The 16,350-nt window shown below is 53.3% G+C and carries 16 protein-coding genes; 8 read left to right on the top strand and 8 right to left on the bottom strand.

Annotated features, from left to right (window positions below):
* Positions 1 to 62 precede the first annotated feature (62 nt).
* The 6 genes from menD to pmrD all read left to right on the top strand — a co-directional run bounded on the left by menD (position 63) and on the right by pmrD (position 6,102).
* Positions 63 to 1,733, top strand: a complete 1,671-nt coding sequence (gene menD / locus OGY17_RS22045) for a 2-succinyl-5-enolpyruvyl-6-hydroxy-3-cyclohexene-1-carboxylic-acid synthase (protein WP_032944073.1) — start codon at positions 63 to 65, stop codon at positions 1,731 to 1,733.
* On the top strand, positions 1,730 to 2,488 hold the full coding sequence (gene menH / locus OGY17_RS22050; protein WP_186413144.1) for a 2-succinyl-6-hydroxy-2,4-cyclohexadiene-1-carboxylate synthase: 759 nt from the start codon (positions 1,730 to 1,732) through the stop codon (positions 2,486 to 2,488). The genes menD and menH overlap by 4 nt, the downstream gene beginning before the upstream one ends.
* A gap of 14 nt (positions 2,489 to 2,502) precedes the next feature.
* Entirely contained in the window at positions 2,503 to 3,360 is an 858-nt protein-coding gene (gene menB, locus OGY17_RS22055) for a 1,4-dihydroxy-2-naphthoyl-CoA synthase (RefSeq protein WP_003027671.1), read from the top strand.
* Positions 3,360 to 4,322, top strand: a complete 963-nt coding sequence (gene menC, locus OGY17_RS22060) for an o-succinylbenzoate synthase (RefSeq protein ID WP_125362701.1) — start codon at positions 3,360 to 3,362, stop codon at positions 4,320 to 4,322. Before menB ends, menC begins: the two co-directional genes overlap by 1 nt.
* Positions 4,319 to 5,743, top strand: a complete 1,425-nt coding sequence (menE, locus tag OGY17_RS22065) for an o-succinylbenzoate--CoA ligase (protein WP_185757607.1) — start codon at positions 4,319 to 4,321, stop codon at positions 5,741 to 5,743. The genes menC and menE overlap by 4 nt, the downstream gene beginning before the upstream one ends.
* 95 nt (positions 5,744 to 5,838) lie before the next feature.
* Positions 5,839 to 6,102: a signal transduction protein PmrD gene (gene pmrD, locus OGY17_RS22070; RefSeq protein ID WP_008785336.1), complete on the top strand. Its 264-nt coding sequence runs from the start codon at positions 5,839 to 5,841 to the stop codon at positions 6,100 to 6,102.
* 2 nt (positions 6,103 to 6,104) lie between these two features.
* On the opposite strand, the gene arnF is transcribed toward pmrD, so the two are convergent.
* From arnF to nudI, 8 genes are all read right to left on the bottom strand, one after another.
* Positions 6,105 to 6,491 (bottom strand): 4-amino-4-deoxy-L-arabinose-phosphoundecaprenol flippase subunit ArnF, encoded by a 387-nt coding sequence (arnF, locus tag OGY17_RS22075; protein WP_128317419.1) that lies wholly within the window; start codon positions 6,489 to 6,491, stop codon positions 6,105 to 6,107.
* Complete coding sequence (arnE, locus tag OGY17_RS22080) at positions 6,491 to 6,826, bottom strand: 4-amino-4-deoxy-L-arabinose-phosphoundecaprenol flippase subunit ArnE (RefSeq protein ID WP_286608338.1); 336 nt, start codon at positions 6,824 to 6,826, stop codon at positions 6,491 to 6,493. The genes arnF and arnE overlap by 1 nt, the downstream gene beginning before the upstream one ends.
* On the bottom strand, positions 6,823 to 8,481 hold the full coding sequence (arnT, locus tag OGY17_RS22085; RefSeq protein WP_060683506.1) for a lipid IV(A) 4-amino-4-deoxy-L-arabinosyltransferase: 1,659 nt from the start codon (positions 8,479 to 8,481) through the stop codon (positions 6,823 to 6,825). The genes arnE and arnT overlap by 4 nt, the downstream gene beginning before the upstream one ends.
* The gene (arnD, locus tag OGY17_RS22090) at positions 8,478 to 9,380 is read right to left on the bottom strand and encodes a 4-deoxy-4-formamido-L-arabinose-phosphoundecaprenol deformylase (RefSeq protein ID WP_032944062.1); all 903 of its coding nucleotides are present in this window, start codon (positions 9,378 to 9,380) and stop codon (positions 8,478 to 8,480) included. The genes arnT and arnD overlap by 4 nt, the downstream gene beginning before the upstream one ends.
* Entirely contained in the window at positions 9,377 to 11,359 is a 1,983-nt protein-coding gene (gene arnA, locus OGY17_RS22095) for a bifunctional UDP-4-amino-4-deoxy-L-arabinose formyltransferase/UDP-glucuronic acid oxidase ArnA (RefSeq protein WP_286608340.1), read from the bottom strand. The genes arnD and arnA overlap by 4 nt, the downstream gene beginning before the upstream one ends.
* Positions 11,356 to 12,339 (bottom strand): undecaprenyl-phosphate 4-deoxy-4-formamido-L-arabinose transferase, encoded by a 984-nt coding sequence (gene arnC, locus OGY17_RS22100; protein ID WP_042307134.1) that lies wholly within the window; start codon positions 12,337 to 12,339, stop codon positions 11,356 to 11,358. Before arnC ends, arnA begins: the two co-directional genes overlap by 4 nt.
* A 2-nt stretch (positions 12,340 to 12,341) precedes the next feature.
* The gene (gene arnB, locus OGY17_RS22105; protein WP_286608342.1) at positions 12,342 to 13,481 is read right to left on the bottom strand and encodes a UDP-4-amino-4-deoxy-L-arabinose aminotransferase; all 1,140 of its coding nucleotides are present in this window, start codon (positions 13,479 to 13,481) and stop codon (positions 12,342 to 12,344) included.
* A 285-nt stretch (positions 13,482 to 13,766) separates the two neighbouring features.
* Positions 13,767 to 14,192: a nucleoside triphosphatase NudI gene (nudI, locus tag OGY17_RS22110; protein WP_008785327.1), complete on the bottom strand. Its 426-nt coding sequence runs from the start codon at positions 14,190 to 14,192 to the stop codon at positions 13,767 to 13,769.
* A 316-nt stretch (positions 14,193 to 14,508) separates the two neighbouring features.
* On the opposite strand from nudI, the gene OGY17_RS22115 reads away from it, so the two are divergent.
* Both OGY17_RS22115 and OGY17_RS22120 read left to right on the top strand, forming a co-directional pair.
* Positions 14,509 to 15,051 carry a YfaZ family outer membrane protein gene (locus OGY17_RS22115; protein WP_008785326.1) on the top strand — a complete coding sequence of 181 codons (543 nt, stop codon included), beginning with the start codon at positions 14,509 to 14,511 and terminating at the stop codon, positions 15,049 to 15,051.
* A 79-nt stretch (positions 15,052 to 15,130) separates the two neighbouring features.
* Positions 15,131 to 16,327: a nicotinamide mononucleotide deamidase-related protein YfaY gene (locus OGY17_RS22120; protein ID WP_060683509.1), complete on the top strand. Its 1,197-nt coding sequence runs from the start codon at positions 15,131 to 15,133 to the stop codon at positions 16,325 to 16,327.
* Positions 16,328 to 16,350 lie beyond the last annotated feature (23 nt).

Consider the following 16,350-nt stretch of genomic DNA (forward strand, 5'->3'; position numbering starts at 1 on the left):
TATCAAAAATCCATTTATTCGATTCTCTATACTGTGTCGCAATATTGATACCGGACAATCTCATGTCAGTAAGCGCATTTAACCGACGCTGGGCGGCGGTCATTCTGGAAGCACTCACTCGCCACGGCGTCAGGCATGTCTGCATTGCCCCTGGCTCTCGTTCTACACCGTTGACGCTGGCGGCAGCGGAAAACCCCGCATTCATCCACCACACCCATTTTGACGAGCGCGGTCTTGGGCATCTGGCTTTAGGTCTGGCAAAAGTCAGCCGGCAGCCTGTCGCCGTGATTGTGACGTCCGGTACCGCGGTGGCGAATTTATATCCCGCGTTGATTGAAGCGGGCCTGACCGGTGAAAAACTGATTTTACTTACCGCTGACAGACCGCCAGAGCTTATCGACTGTGGCGCGAACCAGGCGATTCGTCAGGCCGGAATGTTTGCCTCGCATCCATCGCAAACGCTCTCTTTACCGCGTCCTACTCAGGACATTCCGGCAAGCTGGCTGGTGTCCACTATTGATAATGCGTTAGCTGCCCTGCATAGCGGGGCGGTTCATATCAATTGCCCGTTTGCGGAACCGCTGTATGGTGATATGGACGAAACGGGGATTGCCTGGCAGCAGCGCCTCGGCGACTGGTGGCAGGATGATAAACCCTGGCTGCGAGAAGCGCGTCGGCTGGAAAGCGACAAACAACGCGACTGGTTTTTCTGGCGACAAAAACGCGGCGTAGTCATTGCGGGCCGCATGAGCGCGGAAGAAGGTAAGAAGGTTGCGCAGTGGGCGCAGACGTTAGGCTGGCCGCTGATTGGCGATGTTCTGTCGCAAACCGGACAACCGCTGCCGTGCGCCGACCTGTGGCTGGGAAATGCGAAAGCTGTAGCTGAATTGCAGCAGGCGCAGATTGTGGTGCAGCTTGGTAGCAGCCTGACTGGAAAACGTCTGCTGCAATGGCAGGCCAGCTGCGATCCGCAGGAATACTGGATTGTCGATAATATCGAAGGCCGCCTCGATCCGGCCCATCATCGCGGCCGCAGGTTGGTGGCGAAAGTTGGCGACTGGCTGGAGCTACATCCGGCGGAGAAACGTCATCCCTGGTGTATGGAGATCCCTCGTCTGGCGCAACAGGCCTGGCAGGCGGTAGAAGCCCGTCGTGAGGCGTTTGGTGAAGCGCAATTAGCCCACCGTATCCGCGACTACTTGCCGGAGCAGGGGCAGCTGTTCGTGGGTAACAGTCTGGTGGTACGCCTGATTGATGCTCTGTCGCAGCTTCCGGCTGGTTACCCGGTCTATAGCAACCGTGGCGCGAGCGGTATTGACGGCCTGCTGTCAACGGCAGCTGGTGTACAGCGTGCCAGCGCGAAATCGACGCTGGCGATTGTTGGCGATTTATCTGCATTGTATGACCTGAATGCGCTGGCGTTATTGCGCCAGGTTTCTGCACCGTTTGTCCTGATAGTGGTCAATAATAACGGCGGGCAGATTTTTTCCCTGCTGCCGACACCAGCCAGCGAACGCGAACGGTTCTATCTGATGCCGCAGAACGTACATTTCGAGCATGCTGCCGCCATGTTTAACCTTAAATACCAGCGCCCGGAAAACTGGGAGCAGTTGGAGAGCGCGTTGACTAACGCGTGGCGTACACCTGCGGCCACGGTGATTGAGCTGGTGGTGAACGAAACTGACGGGGCGCAAACCTTGCAGCAACTGCTGGCGCAGGTAAGTCATCTATGATCCTGCATGCGCAGGCGAAAGAGGGGCAGACGGGATTTCCCTGGCTGGTTTTCCTGCACGGTTTCTCTGGCGATTGCCAGGAATGGCAGACGGTCGGCGAAGCGTTTCAGGATTATTCGCGGCTATACATCGACTTGCCGGGACACGGTGGCTCCGCTGACATCGGCGTGAGTGGGTTCGATGATGTCAGCGTTTTGCTGCGTAATACTCTACTTAGTTACAACATGCTTAACTACTGGCTGGTGGGATACTCTCTTGGCGGCAGAGTCGCCATGATGGCGGCCTGTCAGGAGATGCCTGGGCTTTGTGGTCTGGTGGTTGAAGGCGGACATCCCGGCTTGCAAAGCGAGGAGGCGCGCGTTCAGCGTCGTCTCTCGGATGGCCGCTGGGCTGCGCGTTTTCGCGCAGAGCCGCTACGTGAGGTGTTTAATGACTGGTATCAACAGCCCGTTTTTTCCTCGCTGAACGCGGCACAAAGAGAGGCGCTGGTCGCTCTGCGTAGCCAGAATAATGGGCAAACGCTGGCGGCAATGCTGGAGGCCACCTCGCTTGCCGTACAGCCTGATTTACGTGCGCAACTCACGACGCGCACATTTCCGTTTTATTATTTATGTGGTGAACGTGACGAAAAATTCCGCGCTCTGGCGGCGGAAATATCAGTACCAAACCATGTGATTCGTAATGCCGGACACAACGCGCATCGGGACAACCCCGCGGGCGTAGTGGACTGTCTGGCTCAGATTCTGCGTCGCTGACTATAGGACATTTTATGATCTATCCTGATGAAACAATGCTTTACGCACCGGTAGAATGGCACGATTGCTCTGAAGGCTATACCGACATTCTTTACGAGAAATCCACCGACGGTATCGCAAAAATCACTATTAATCGTCCACAGGTACGCAATGCCTTCCGTCCGGTCACCGTGAAAGAGATGATCCAGGCGCTGGCGGATGCCCGCTATGATGACAACATCGGCGTAATTATTCTGACCGGTGCTGGCGACAAAGCGTTCTGCGCAGGCGGCGATCAGAAAGTGCGTGGTGACTACGGCGGATACCAGGATGACTCCGGTGTGCATCACCTGAACGTACTGGACTTCCAGCGCCAGATTCGTACCTGTCCGAAACCGGTAGTCGCGATGGTTGCAGGTTTCTCCATTGGCGGTGGCCATGTGCTGCACATGATGTGTGACCTGACCATTGCGGCTGAAAACGCCATCTTTGGTCAGACCGGCCCGAAAGTCGGTTCTTTCGACGGCGGTTGGGGCGCTTCCTACATGGCGCGCATCGTCGGTCAGAAAAAAGCGCGTGAAATCTGGTTCCTGTGCCGTCAGTACGATGCGAAACAGGCGCTGGATATGGGTCTGGTCAACACCGTGGTTCCGCTGGCGGATCTGGAAAAAGAGACCGTACGCTGGTGCCGTGAAATGCTGCAAAACAGCCCAATGGCGCTGCGCTGCCTGAAAGCCGCACTGAACGCCGACTGTGATGGTCAGGCTGGCCTGCAGGAGCTGGCAGGTAACGCCACTATGCTGTTCTACATGACGGAAGAAGGTCAGGAAGGCCGTAACGCCTTTAACCAGAAACGTCAGCCTGATTTCAGCAAATTCAAACGGAATCCGTAATGCGTAGCGCGCAGGTATACCGCTGGCAGATCCCCATGGACGCGGGGGTGATTCTGCGCGACAGGCGGTTAAAAACGCGTGACGGGCTGTACGTTTGTCTTTGTGACGGCGAGCGCGAAGGGTGGGGAGAAATTTCCCCACTGCCGGGCTTCAGTCAGGAAAGCTGGGAAGAGGCACAAACCGAGCTGCTGGCCTGGGTGAAAGGCTGGTTGCAAGGGGATGACTCCTTACCGCAACTGCCTTCGGTCGCCTTTGGCGTAAGCTGTGCGCTGGCCGAACTGACTGGCGTATTGCCACAGGACGCGGACTATCGTGCTGCGCCGCTGTGTACCGGCGATCCTGACGATCTGGTGCTACAACTGGCGGATATGCCGGGCGAAAAAGTGGCGAAGATCAAGGTCGGTCTGTATGAAGCGGTCCGCGACGGCATGGTAGCCAATCTGCTGCTTGAGGCGATCCCGGAGCTGCATTTGCGACTTGACGCCAACCGGGCCTGGACGCCGTTGAAAGCTCAGCAGTTCGCGAAATACGTTAATCCTGAGTATCGCGGACGTATTGCCTTCCTCGAAGAACCGTGCAAAACCCGCGATGATTCTCGTGCCTTCGCGCGTGAAACCGGCATTGCCATCGCCTGGGATGAAAGTCTGCGTGAAGCAGATTTCACCTTCGAAGCTGAAGAGGGCGTCAAGGCCGTGGTTATCAAACCTACGCTGACCGGCAGTCTCGATAAAGTCCGTGAACAGGTGGCTGCGGCGCATGCGCTTGGTCTTACTGCCGTTATCAGTTCGTCAATCGAGTCGAGTCTGGGCTTAACCCAGTTGGCGAGAATTGCCGCCTGGCTAACGCCGCAGACCATTCCGGGTCTGGATACCCTGAGTCTGATGCAGTGCCAGCAGGTACGCACCTGGCCGGGTAGCACGTTGCCGTGTATCGACGTTGATGCGCTGGAACGTCTGCTATGACCCAGCAGGAAATGCCCGATAGCGTGAGCTTATCGGGCCTGGTGCAGTTCCGTGACTGGCCGTGGCGTCACTGGCGACAGGTTCGTGCGAAGGCGCCAGCCTTACGCCTCAACGATGAGGTATTAAGCTGGAGCGATCTCTGCACACGTGTAGATCATCTGGCCTGCGGTTTTGCCGCTCAGGGCGTGGAAGAGGGCGATGGTGTTCTGCTTCGCGCCTGGAATCATCCACGCGCTTTGCTGGCCTGGCTCGCGCTGCTGCAATGTGGGGCGCGGGTTTTACCTGTGAACCCACAGTTGCCTCAGCCGCTGCTTGATGCGCTTATCCCGGACTTAACGCTACGTTTTGCGCTGGATCTGGAGGCCGCTATCGCACTTCCGGAACTCAGCCCGTTGCAGATGCGGTCGTTACCAGGCGATCGCGCCGCTGCGTGGTTGCCTGAACGTTTGAGCACGATGACGTTAACTTCAGGTTCTACCGGATTGCCAAAAGCGGCTGTTCATACCTGTCAGGCGCATCTGGCAAGCGCGAAGGGCGTACTGTCATTAATGCCGTTTGGTGCTGAGGATGACTGGCTGCTCTCGCTGCCGCTGTTTCATGTTTCCGGTCAGGGTATTTTGTGGCGCTGGTTGTTCGCCGGAGCGCGAATGACCGTGCGCGACAAGCAGCCGCTGGAGCAAATGCTGGCTGGATGTACCCACGCTTCACTGGTGCCCACGCAGCTGTGGCGCTTGCTGGTCAACAACACGCCGGTCACACTCAAAGCGGTACTGCTGGGAGGTGCGGCAATTCCTGTTGAATTGACGGAGCAAGCGCGCGAGCAAGGGATTCGTTGCTGGTGCGGTTACGGATTAACGGAGTTTGCTTCTACGGTCTGTGCGAAAGAGGCTGATGGTCTGGCAGATGTGGGTTCCCCCCTGGCGGGCAGAGAGGTAAGAATCGTTGATGATGAAGTCTGGCTGCGTGCCGCCAGCATGGCGCAAGGTTACTGGCGTAACGGACAGCTTATTCCTTTAGTGAACGCGGAAGGCTGGTTTGCAACCCGCGATCGCGGCGTGCTAAAGGACGGCAAGTTAACGATTGTCGGTCGTATGGATAATCTGTTTTTTAGCGGCGGGGAAGGTATACAGCCGGAAGAAGTGGAACGCGTGATTGCAGCGCATCCGCATGTTCTACAAGCCTTCATTGTTCCGATAGAAGACAAAGAGTTTGGCCATCGCCCGGTGGCTGTCATTGAGTATGACGCTAATGCTGGAGAAACTAATCTCGAAGAGTGGGTAAAAGATAAGCTAGCCCGCTTTCAGCAGCCGATTTGTTGGCTAACATTGCCGCCCGAGCTCAAAGCAGGAGGAATTAAAATTTCGCGCCGTGCGTTATTGGATTGGGTAAGTGCTTCATCATTAACATTAAGAAAACATTAATATTATTTCTCGTTATTGTCATTCCGCAGCTATTGTCCTTTTGTTTATGAGCTAATGTGTAACCTATTGTGAAATTTATTAACAATAGGTGCGCTATGGAATGGCATGTGAAGAAGACCTGCTGTCACAAAAAAGCAGGGAGGCTCTATATCGTACTTTGCGATAGCGGTGGTTCGCTCAAGATGCTTGCCCAGGCGCAATCATCTGAGCGGATTAAGCCCGGCGATCTTCTTTCGCCGCTGAAGGATGCTCAGTATTGTATTAACCGCGATACATCTCGGGTGATTAAGATCATTGATGCCAGACAGTACATTTGTGATGAATGGGAACGTCTGTTACGACTGTCTAAAGATAAATAATCTCAGGACAGGTGTTTGCGTGAAGGCAGAAAAATCGTCATTAACCCTGCCATGATGCACAGTACCCCTGCCAGCGCTTTCACTGAAAATGTTCCCTGCCAGCCGGGCAGGATCATTGAGGCAACCCACACCAGCACATAGCTCAGGCTGAGTAGGGCATAGGCTTTGCTCAGCGCGAGTTGGTGTAGGGCTTTATGCCAACAAATCACTGACAGTAAATACCCTGTCAATCCGGCATATAAAGCAAACGCTCCGATACTGACAGAGAATACGGCAGAGATGAACGCCAGCGGCTGCAGCATTGGCGGCAGATTATCCATCGCAAAGCCGAGGCTCAACTGGGCGATGGAGGTGATCATCACGCTACATAATCCCCAAAATACGCCCATTACACTGCGCTCCCAAGAATAAATATGCCGGTAATGATCAGCCCAACGCCCAGCCAGTGGCGGGTTGTGACGGGTTCGCGCCAGATTTTCCATGCCGCGAGAGTTACCCATACAAAGTTAAGACTCAGCATGGGATAGGCAATACCGACAGGAATGTTTTGTAAAACCGCCAGCCATAGCAGCATGGCCAGACCGAGGCTTGCCAGAGCAAGCCCAATCCATTGCGTAATGTAGCGTTTTCGCGCACAAACAGACACCGGTCGGGTCGCCTGCTTCTGGCATAGCTGGCCGCAGACGCTGAGCAGGCTGGCGAGGACTAAGGCTATCCAGATCATTTGGGCCGATACTGAATCAGGACCAGACGCCCCTGATTATCAATGTAGTCAGCGGGAGGGATGGCAAGCTGATTAATATCTTCATTCTTATCAATCGAGAGCACGAGCGTAATGTTTCCTTGCTGTCGATGTTGCGCTAACCAGTCGGCAAAATTCTCCCGACTGACAAAGCGGCCTTGAGCATCCGGGTAGTTGAGGCCGTATTTTAACTCGCCCGTTTGTCCGTACATCATGATGTCGTCGCGCTTCAGGCTCCAGGCCAGTCCCGCAGCGACGCCAACGCTGTCGGTGAGAATATAACGGCTCGGCTCCAGCGATTCTTTGGTCATCTCGACAAAAAACTGCGGCTGTTTAGATTCCATCACCCGGTCAGGAATGGAGAAGCCAAATAACAGCGCCAGCCCTAATGGGCATAGTGCTGCGAATTTCCAGTTCTTCTCGCGGTTATTTAGCGTATACCAGCCAAAAATCGTCCAGATGATAAAGATGCCCCAGGCACAAAAAACCTTATACGTTTCGATATGCGACCAGACCGGCGTCTTCAATGGTCCCAGCGTGGAAACATTAAACGTAGCGACGATGCCGACGACACCAAATAGCACGTTGATCCAGCCATTGATGCGCAGGGATGCTGAGTCTTTTTCCGCAGCCTGCAGGCCGAAGCGCGCCGTTAATATCGCCAGCGGCGCGAAGCAGGAAAGAATATAGGTCGGCAGTTTTCCTTTCGCGATGCTGAAAAACAGAATTGGCATAATAATCCAGCTTAACAGGTACAGAGCACTGCGCGGAACATCCCGCTCACGCCAGCCCGTACGCAGCGCGCCGGGAAGCAGACCGAGCCACGGTAATGTGCCTGCCACAAATATCGGGATGTAGTACCAGATAGGAGCCTTATGCTGGGCATCATCCTGCGCAAAGCGCTGAATATGTTCAACCCAGAAGAAGTAATGCCAGAAATCCGGCTCGCGTTGTGCAATCGCTATACCCCACGGTAGTACGATCGCGATGCAGCCGATCACCGCCAGCAGACCGTAGAGAATGAGGTCTTTCCAACGCTTTTGGGCAAAAACCCATGGTAATACGCTAAGCACAGGGACGGCGAGTGCCAGAAAACCTTTGGTCATTACACCCATACCGCAGGTCAGCCCAAGCAACAAAAAAGCGATGATTTTGCGTGTTCTGGTGGTGGCCTGCATGCCTTCCCAAAAACAGCACATGCCCGCCATCAGCCAAAGCGCTATGATGGGATCAAGTACCGCGTAGGTGCCGATGCTGTAAACCGAAAAAAACGTTAAAAAGATAGCGGAGGAGAGTACGGCGGTACGCTTATCATGCCACAGTCGCATGGCAAGCCAGGCTACCAGTAATGCGGTCAACAAAGTGGCAAAAATAGCACCCGCTCTGACACCAAAATTATTGGCGCCAAACAACCATTGTCCGATGCTGTTCAACCAGTATCCGGCAATTGGTTTTTCAAAATAACGCAGCCCTAAAAAGTGTGGAACGATCCAGTCACCAGAGTTGAGCATTTCCCGGCTGATTTCAGCATAGCGCGTTTCATCAGGCTGCCAGAGCATACGGCTGTTGATAGGTAAAATAAAATACAGTGCGATTAAAGCGATAAATGCCAGAGTGTAGCGGGCAGCAGGTTTCATGGTGTCACACTCACCGGTTGTTGGCAGCCGAGCCATCCCTCTCTGCCGGGTATTTTTCCACGTACGATCTGTCCTAACGGCAGCGTACTGATGTCGTCAGGTAACTGCTCGCCAAGCGGGCAGAATGTCATCCCCATGTCCGCGGCGCGAGTAAGCAGCTCGTCAAAGTTCTGATGAAAGGCGATGCCTTCAACTTCCGCATGAATGGTGTACACCGGTGTTCCTCTGCTCATCTGGATGTGGGAGAGAATATAGGAGTTGAAGTCCACCGCCTGGACCTCCTGACCAACCACTTCATCCCATGTTGGTAGGGTGACGGGAATTTGCGGCGTCCCCGTTTTCCCGGATTCCAGCACCGGACGAAATAACGACGTTCCTCGACAGTCACTGTTATAGCGCAGATGGAATGCTTCTTTGGCATGGACGACACGGTTGTCGGCACGCCATCCGGCAACGGCAGAGCAGGTGACTGGCTGACCGATGATGGCTTCAAGTGTGGTGATACCTTGCGAAATATCATCAATCAGCTGTTTGTCATTCCAGTTTCCGCTTCGCGCCTGCCAGGCGTGATGATCCCAGGCATGCAAACCGGTTTCATGAATCTGGGCGGTTTGTGCAATGATTGCCGCGTTGGCCTGGCCAATCTCTTTTCCCGGCCATGCGGTTCCCGCCAATAAAATATCCCATCCGTAGAGTGATGCTGCGTTTGAACGCAGCATCTTCCACAGAAATTGTGGCTTCACCAGACGCCAGAGATGGCGTCCCATGTTGTCAGGCCCAACGCTAAAGAAAAAACTTGCCCGAACGTTATGTCGGTTTAATGTCTCCAGCAGGCGGGGCACGCCTTCGCGCGTCCCCCTGAATGTATCGACATCAATGCGCAAGCCTACTTTGGTCATGATGTGTGTTCCGTGATATCCACACTGCGTAAGAAGAAGTCCAGCGTCTCTTCTACCGTTTCCTGCATCTCAATGGTCGGTTCCCAGTTCAGGCAGCGTTTTGCATTGCGAATGTTAGGCTTACGATGCTCAACGTCTTGATAACCTTTACCGTAGTAGGTGCTGCTTTCGACGTCACGGAAACCGGCAAACGGCGGGAAGTGGTTACGCAACGGATGTTTTTCAAAGCAGGAAAGCAGCATTTCTGCCAGTTCCTGAATACTTGCTTCGTTCTGTGGATTACCGATGTTGATAATCTCACCGTCACAGCGGCCGCCTTCGTTTTCAATGATGCGGTACAGAGCTTCGATACCATCGCGAATGTCGGTAAAGCAGCGTTTTTGCTTACCGCCTTCAATCAGCTTAATCGGTGAACCTTCCACGAGGTTGAGGATCAGCTGTGTAATGGCGCGTGAGCTGCCGATACGCGCGGCGTTAAGGCTGTCCAGACGCGGTCCCATCCAGTTAAACGGGCGGAACAGGGTGAAGCGCAATCCCTCTTTTTCGCCGTACGCCCAGATAACACGGTCCAGCAGCTGCTTGGATACGGAGTAGATCCAGCGTGGTTTATTGACCGGACCGACGATCAGATTCGAACTGTCTTCATCAAAGACTTTGTCGGTACACATGCCGTAGACTTCGGAGGTTGACGGGAAAATGATGCGCTTGCGGTATTTCACGCAGTAACGAATGATTTTCAGGTTCTCTTCAAAATCGAGCTCAAATACGCGCAGCGGGTTGCGGGTATATTCGATAGGCGTTGCGATCGCCACCAGCGGCAGCACAACGTCGCATTTTTTCACATGATATTCAATCCATTCGGAGTGAATGCTGATATCACCTTCGACAAAATGGAATCGCGGATGTTGCAGGAAACGCCCAATGGCGTCGCTGCCAATATCGAGTCCATACACTTCGTAATTATCTTCTTGCAGCAGGCGCTCGGTCAGATGGTTACCAATGAAGCCGTTAACGCCGAGGATCAGTACGCGAGTACGGCGTTTGCTGGTGGTCACTGACTGGCTGTTTAGGCGAGAACCTGGCACCAGACCCAGAACTTGCGCCAGTTGTGAACCCTGCATTGCAATACCATCGCCAGCTTGTCCGGTAATAATCTCCAGTGCACCATCGACACAGGCGATCAGTAAAGGAGACACTGAGATGACGGTGCCCGGCTGGGCCGCAATGTCGTTTGTGCAAACGCGCGATGACCAGACGGTGAACTTTTGTGTGCCAACATAGCTAAATGTGCCCGGCCACGGATCGCTGACGGCACGGACCTGGTTATGTAACTCCGCGGCAGGTTTGTTCCAGTCGAGGAAGCTATCTTCCGGCGTACGGCGACCAAAACAGGTAGCATCTACATCCTGTTGAGGGAATTCGGAGTAACTTCCCGCGTTGATGGCCGGCAGTGTCTGCTCCAGCAGATGACGTGCTGCCTGACACAATTTATGGTGCAGCGTTAACGCCACGTCTTCCGGTGAAATAGCGACACGTTGCTGGGCAACAATAGCACCGGCATCCGCGCGTTTGACCATGCGGTGAAGTGTGACGCCCGTTTCGGTTTCACCATTGACCAATACCCAGTTCAATGGCGCGCGACCACGGTATTTCGGCAGCAGCGAGCCGTGCAGATTAAATGCACCCTTAGGGGCAAGACTGAGGATCTCATCACTCAGTAAATGGCGATAGTAGAACGAGAAGATAACATCGGGTGCCAGTTGGCTAATGCGCTCAATCCACAGGGGATGATTAACCTCGTCTGGGGCGTAAACCGGAATACCGGCGCTGGCCGCGAGGCGGGAAACAGATCCAAAAAACGCTTTTTCACCCGGGTTGTCGGTGTGCGTAAAAATGGCAGCGATTTCATAACCTGCATCCAACAAGGCCTGGACACCCTGACATCCCATATCGTGATAGGCAAATACGACGGCTTTCATGCGCGGTTTTCCTCGGTTGACTGCGTAGTTTGTGGGCGGATAACGTGTTGAACAAAATAGCGGGGGCGGGCGCGGACATCGTTATAGATGCGACCGATATATTCGCCGAGTAAACCCATGCCAATAAACTGTGCGCCGATAAAGGTAAACAGGACGGCAAACAGCATGAATACCCCCTCCGCTGCCCACTGTGGGCCGAGCGTCAGGCGCAGAACAACAAGCAGGACTGATAAGGTAAAGCCCGTGGCAGCTATCACGCTGCCCAGCAGGCTCAACATGCGAAGCGGTGTTGTGGTAAGGCAAGTCACCAGGTCATACATCAGGTTGATCAGACGCATGAAGCTGTATTTGGAGTCACCAAATTCACGCTCTGCATGATGTACCGGGATCTCCGTGGCGCGACGGGCAAAAATGTTGGCCAGAATAGGGATAAAGGTGCTGCGCTCCTGGCAATGCAGCATGGCATCGACGATGTGACGGCGATAGGCGCGTAGCATACAGCCGTAGTCGCCCATTGCTTTACCGGTGGTTCGTTGGATCAGATGGTTGATCATTCGTGAGGCGGTCTTACGAAATACGCTATCCTGACGGTTCTGGCGTACCGTGCCTACCACATCGAAACCCTCATCTGCAGTGGCGACCAACCGTGGGATCTCCTCCGGCGGGTTTTGCAAATCGGCATCCAGCGTGATGATCAAGTCTCCGGTGACATGGCTGAAACCGGCCATAATCGCCGAGTGTTGCCCGTAGTTGCGATTCAGTAAAATTGAGACAATATGGCTGTTCGGTGCCTGAGAGGCGTCCATCATCAACTGAGCGGAACGGTCGCTGCTGCCGTCGTCGATGAGCAGAATTTCATAGTCTTTGCCCAATTTTTCGCAGGCGGCGCTGGTGCGTCTGATTAACTCTGGCAGGCTTTCCTGTTCATTAAAAACGGGAATAACAACCGAGACTTTTTTAATCGGTGTGGCTTCAAACATGCTCATTGTCCTGCTATCTCGCGAAGCGCCGTAATGACCCGCTGAGTGTCATCATCGGTCATGTCAGGGAATAACGGCAGCGAGCAGATGCGCGCGCTGTTCCATTCAGTATTTGGGAGCGAAAGGGTAGTGAAGCGTTCGCGATAATATTTTTGCGTATGGGCCGCACGAAAATGCAGACCGGTGCCGATATCTTTGGTCTTCAGCGTTTCCATCAGGGCATCTCTGCTCAACCCGCAGCGCGTTTCATCAACACGAATGATGAATAAGTGCCAGGCATGAACGTGCGACCACTGCGGTAGGCTCAGCGGCTGGAATGGCGTATCGGCCAGCGCTTTTTGATAGTGCTGGGCAATTTGCGCCCGGCGTGAATTCAGTTGTCCCAGCTTATTCAGCTGTACCAGCGCGATGGCGGCATTGATATCTGTGAGGTTGTATTTGTATCCTGGCGCAAGTACTTCGGCCTGCGGCGCCCGGCCATAGGTTTGTCGATCAAAAGCATCAACGCCCAGACCGTGAAACTTCAGGCTGCGAAGCCGCTGAGCGAGCTGGCTGTCGTCGGTAACGATCAGTCCACCTTCCGCACAGGTGATATTTTTAATAGCGTGAAACGAGAAGATTGCCGTGCCGCGAGCACCGACATGACGGCCCTTATACAATGTCCCTACGGCATGGGCTGCGTCTTCTATTACCGGGATTCCATAACGCTCGCCAATGGCATAAATTGCGTCGAGGTCGGCGGGGGCGCCAGCATAATGTACTGGAACAATGGCTTTGGTTCGTGGGGTAATAGCGGCTTCAATTTGCTCAGGTGTCACCATAAGCGTATCGTGGTCGACATCGATCATGACGGGCGTCGCCCCCAGCAAAACAATCATGTTGAGGGTAGAAACCCACGTCATCGACGGCGTAATGACCTCGTCGCCCGCACCAATGCCCAGCGCCATCAGCGTAATGTGCATTCCTGCAGTGGCGGAGCAAACGGCGACGGCATGCTTATTCCCCGTGAGCTGGCAAAAAGCCTCTTCCAACTGTTGATTTTTCGGGCCGGTGGTTATCCATCCAGAGTCCAGAACCGCCTTCACTGCGGCAAGTTCTTCAGCGCCCATGGCCGGGCGAGAGAAAGGCAAAAAGTCAGACATCATTATTCCTTCAAGCCATTTAACGCCACCGAAGTTTTATTTTTAGTGATAAACAGGGGCGTCGTTAATTATTTCATCAGGCTACAAAGGTTAATGACTGAAGGTTAATTTATCCTTAAGAGTTTAAGGTTTTGGAACGACAGCTAAATAGAGTTATTTTTATTTATATTAATGAAATTAAAGTTTTTTTTTGGTTTTTTTTGCGACATTGCTGTTTGCTATAAGTTGATGAGTGCAATGCCGCTATTCAGAATATTAATTTTATGCCGTTATTAAAATGATAACCTACAGTAACCCTTTCAAGGTTAACGTTTTACGCGTGGCGATATTTAAATCGTAGGCACTGAGATCTTCCGGTTTAACCCAGGCGAACGCCTGGAACTCTTCGTTAATCTTCACTTCACGATTCGCCGCGACACAATCGAAAATAAGATAAATCATGTAAATCTCTTCCTGGCTGCCATCAGCATAGGTTTTAGTGCGGATATCATCACTGAAGGTCCAGGGGGTAATTTCTGATAACACCAGCTGTTCGCCCAGCTCTTCCCTCACTTCACGGCGCAGAGCTTCTTCAATACGTTCGCCTGGTTCAACACCGCCGCCAGAAAGCGCCCACTGACCGGGAAACACACCGCGGTCGTCAGCCATTTTGCACAGCAAATAACAGCCATCGTTTTCAATTAATGGGCAAACAATCGTTCTTTGGCGCATAAGTTCAGTCCTTTAGGGGAGGTAGAGAAAATTCCATCATGCACGCATCTTACCTTTTGCTGACGCTAGAAAAAATGCTTCATCAATGAATAACGCCACTTTGGTTGGGAAAACAGGATGTTTGTTGAAAACGACCCTCTGCTACGCTCACATGTACAAATGACACAAGAATTTAACCTTATCCACATCTTCTGAGTAGTATTTAGTTACAATATGTCATTGCATCGCTTTTTTAGCTCATTGATTCCTCGCCATCTGACAGTACAATTCATCGGTTTTGGGGCTATGTTTTGATTCTTGCTGGAAAGGATAGAAAATGAAAAAAAGTTTAATGTTGGGTTTTGCCGGAATGCTGTTTGTTTCCGCGTCGGCGAGCGCGATTAGCATCAGCGGCCAGGCTGGCGAAGACTACACTAACCTGGGATTCGGTATGGGCACTGAGAGTACTGGTCTGGCCGTCAGCGGTAACTGGATGCATAACGATGACGACGGTGATGTTGCCGGGCTGGGTTTAGGTTTGAATATCCCACTGGGGCCGCTGATGGCGACCGTTGGTGGTAAAGGTGTTTATACTAATCCAAACGATGGCGATGAAGGCTATGCTGCCGCTGTCGGTGGTGGTTTACAATGGCCGATTGGCGATAGCTTCCGTCTGTTTGGTGAGTATTATTACTCTCCTGATTCACTTTCCAGCGGTATCGACAGCTATGAAGAAGCGAATGCCGGTGCGCGTCTGACCATTTTGCGTCCGCTGAGCATTGAAGCCGGTTATCGTTACCTGAACCTGGCAGGCAAAGACGGCAACCGTGATAACGCGATTGCTGATGGCCCGTACGTTGGGGTTAACGCCAGCTTCTAACATTTCTGGCGCGGCGTTCAGTCGCGCCTTCCCCCCTCCATGCGTTATAGTGTTTTCATCATAAAAGCAGGAGAACACGATGTTAAACGTGGAGATGCTATCCACAGGGGATGAAGTGTTGCACGGACAAATCGTCGACACCAATGCCGCCTGGCTGGCCGATTTTTTCTTTAATCAGGGTTTACCGCTAACACGCCGCAACACGGTAGGTGACAATCTTAACGATTTGGTCGCCGTTTTGCGTGAGCGTAGCGAGCACGCCGATGTACTGATCGTTAATGGCGGTCTGGGACCTACCAGCGATGATTTGAGCGCGCTGGCAGCGGCAACGGCAAAAGGCGAAGGGTTGGTGCTGCATGAAGCATGGCTGGCCGAGATGGAGCGATATTTCCGCGATCGTGGCCGCGTGATGGCGCCAAGCAACCGCAAACAGGCTGAACTTCCGGCCAGCGCTGAGTTTATCAATAATCCGGTGGGTACCGCGTGTGGGTTCGCCCTGAAGCTTAACCGCTGCCTGATGTTCTTTACACCAGGTGTACCGTCAGAATTCAAAGTCATGGTGGAGCATGAGATCCTGCCTCGTTTGCGTGAGCGTTTCTCTTTGGCTCAGCCCCCGTTATGCCTGCGATTAACCACCTTTGGCCGTTCTGAAAGCGACCTGGCGCAGAGTCTGGATCCGCTGCCGTTGCCTCCGGGAGTAACAATGGGTTATCGCTCCTCAATGCCAATTATTGAGCTGAAGCTGACCGGTCCGGATTCCCAACGGGAAGCGATGCTGGCGCTGTGGCCAGAAGTTAAGCGGGTTGCCGGGCAGAATATGATTTTTGAAGGTACGGAAGGCTTACCCGCGCAAATCGCCCGCACGTTGCAAGAACGGCAATACAGCCTGACGCTGAGCGAACAATTCACCGGTGGCCTGGTGGCATTGCAGCTTTCTCGTGCGAATGCGCCACTGTTGGCGAGTGAAGTGGTTCCGCCTCAGGAAGAAACGCTGGCGCAAACGGCGCATTGGATAACCGAGCGACGCAGTAAGCATTATGCTGGATTGGCACTCGCAATATCGGCTTTCGAAAACGAACATATTAACTTTGCGCTGGCCACGCCTGATGGGACGCATGCTTTGCGCGTACGGCTGAATGCAAATCGCTACAGCCTGGCGATTCGTCAGGAAGTGTGCGCGATGATGGCGCTAAATATGCTGCGCCGCTGGCTTAACAATCAGGATATCGCTAGCGAACACGGCTGGATTGAAGTGGTTGAGTCGTTGACGATTTAATCATTGATTGGGAAGGCTAAATG

Source organism: Citrobacter sp. Cpo126 (genome assembly GCF_030332445.1).
Classification (GTDB): Bacteria; Pseudomonadota; Gammaproteobacteria; order Enterobacterales; family Enterobacteriaceae; genus Citrobacter; species Citrobacter portucalensis.

Bases quoted from the DNA above. Each gene is read 5' to 3' on its own strand.
- menD (WP_032944073.1), top strand. From the start codon at position 63: ATGTCAGTAAGCGCATTTAACCGACGCTGGGCGGCGGTCATTCTGGAA.
- menH (WP_186413144.1), top strand. From the start codon at position 1,730: ATGATCCTGCATGCGCAGGCGAAAGAGGGGCAGACGGGATTTCCCTGG.
- menB (WP_003027671.1), top strand. From the start codon at position 2,503: ATGATCTATCCTGATGAAACAATGCTTTACGCACCGGTAGAATGGCAC.
- menC (WP_125362701.1), top strand. From the start codon at position 3,360: ATGCGTAGCGCGCAGGTATACCGCTGGCAGATCCCCATGGACGCGGGG.
- menE (WP_185757607.1), top strand. From the start codon at position 4,319: ATGACCCAGCAGGAAATGCCCGATAGCGTGAGCTTATCGGGCCTGGTG.
- pmrD (WP_008785336.1), top strand. From the start codon at position 5,839: ATGGAATGGCATGTGAAGAAGACCTGCTGTCACAAAAAAGCAGGGAGG.
- arnF (WP_128317419.1), bottom strand. From the start codon at position 6,491: ATGGGCGTATTTTGGGGATTATGTAGCGTGATGATCACCTCCATCGCC.
- arnE (WP_286608338.1), bottom strand. From the start codon at position 6,826: ATGATCTGGATAGCCTTAGTCCTCGCCAGCCTGCTCAGCGTCTGCGGC.
- arnT (WP_060683506.1), bottom strand. From the start codon at position 8,481: ATGAAACCTGCTGCCCGCTACACTCTGGCATTTATCGCTTTAATCGCA.
- arnD (WP_032944062.1), bottom strand. From the start codon at position 9,380: ATGACCAAAGTAGGCTTGCGCATTGATGTCGATACATTCAGGGGGACG.
- arnA (WP_286608340.1), bottom strand. From the start codon at position 11,359: ATGAAAGCCGTCGTATTTGCCTATCACGATATGGGATGTCAGGGTGTC.
- arnC (WP_042307134.1), bottom strand. From the start codon at position 12,339: ATGTTTGAAGCCACACCGATTAAAAAAGTCTCGGTTGTTATTCCCGTT.
- arnB (WP_286608342.1), bottom strand. From the start codon at position 13,481: ATGTCTGACTTTTTGCCTTTCTCTCGCCCGGCCATGGGCGCTGAAGAA.
- nudI (WP_008785327.1), bottom strand. From the start codon at position 14,192: ATGCGCCAAAGAACGATTGTTTGCCCATTAATTGAAAACGATGGCTGT.
- OGY17_RS22115 (WP_008785326.1), top strand. From the start codon at position 14,509: ATGAAAAAAAGTTTAATGTTGGGTTTTGCCGGAATGCTGTTTGTTTCC.
- OGY17_RS22120 (WP_060683509.1), top strand. From the start codon at position 15,131: ATGTTAAACGTGGAGATGCTATCCACAGGGGATGAAGTGTTGCACGGA.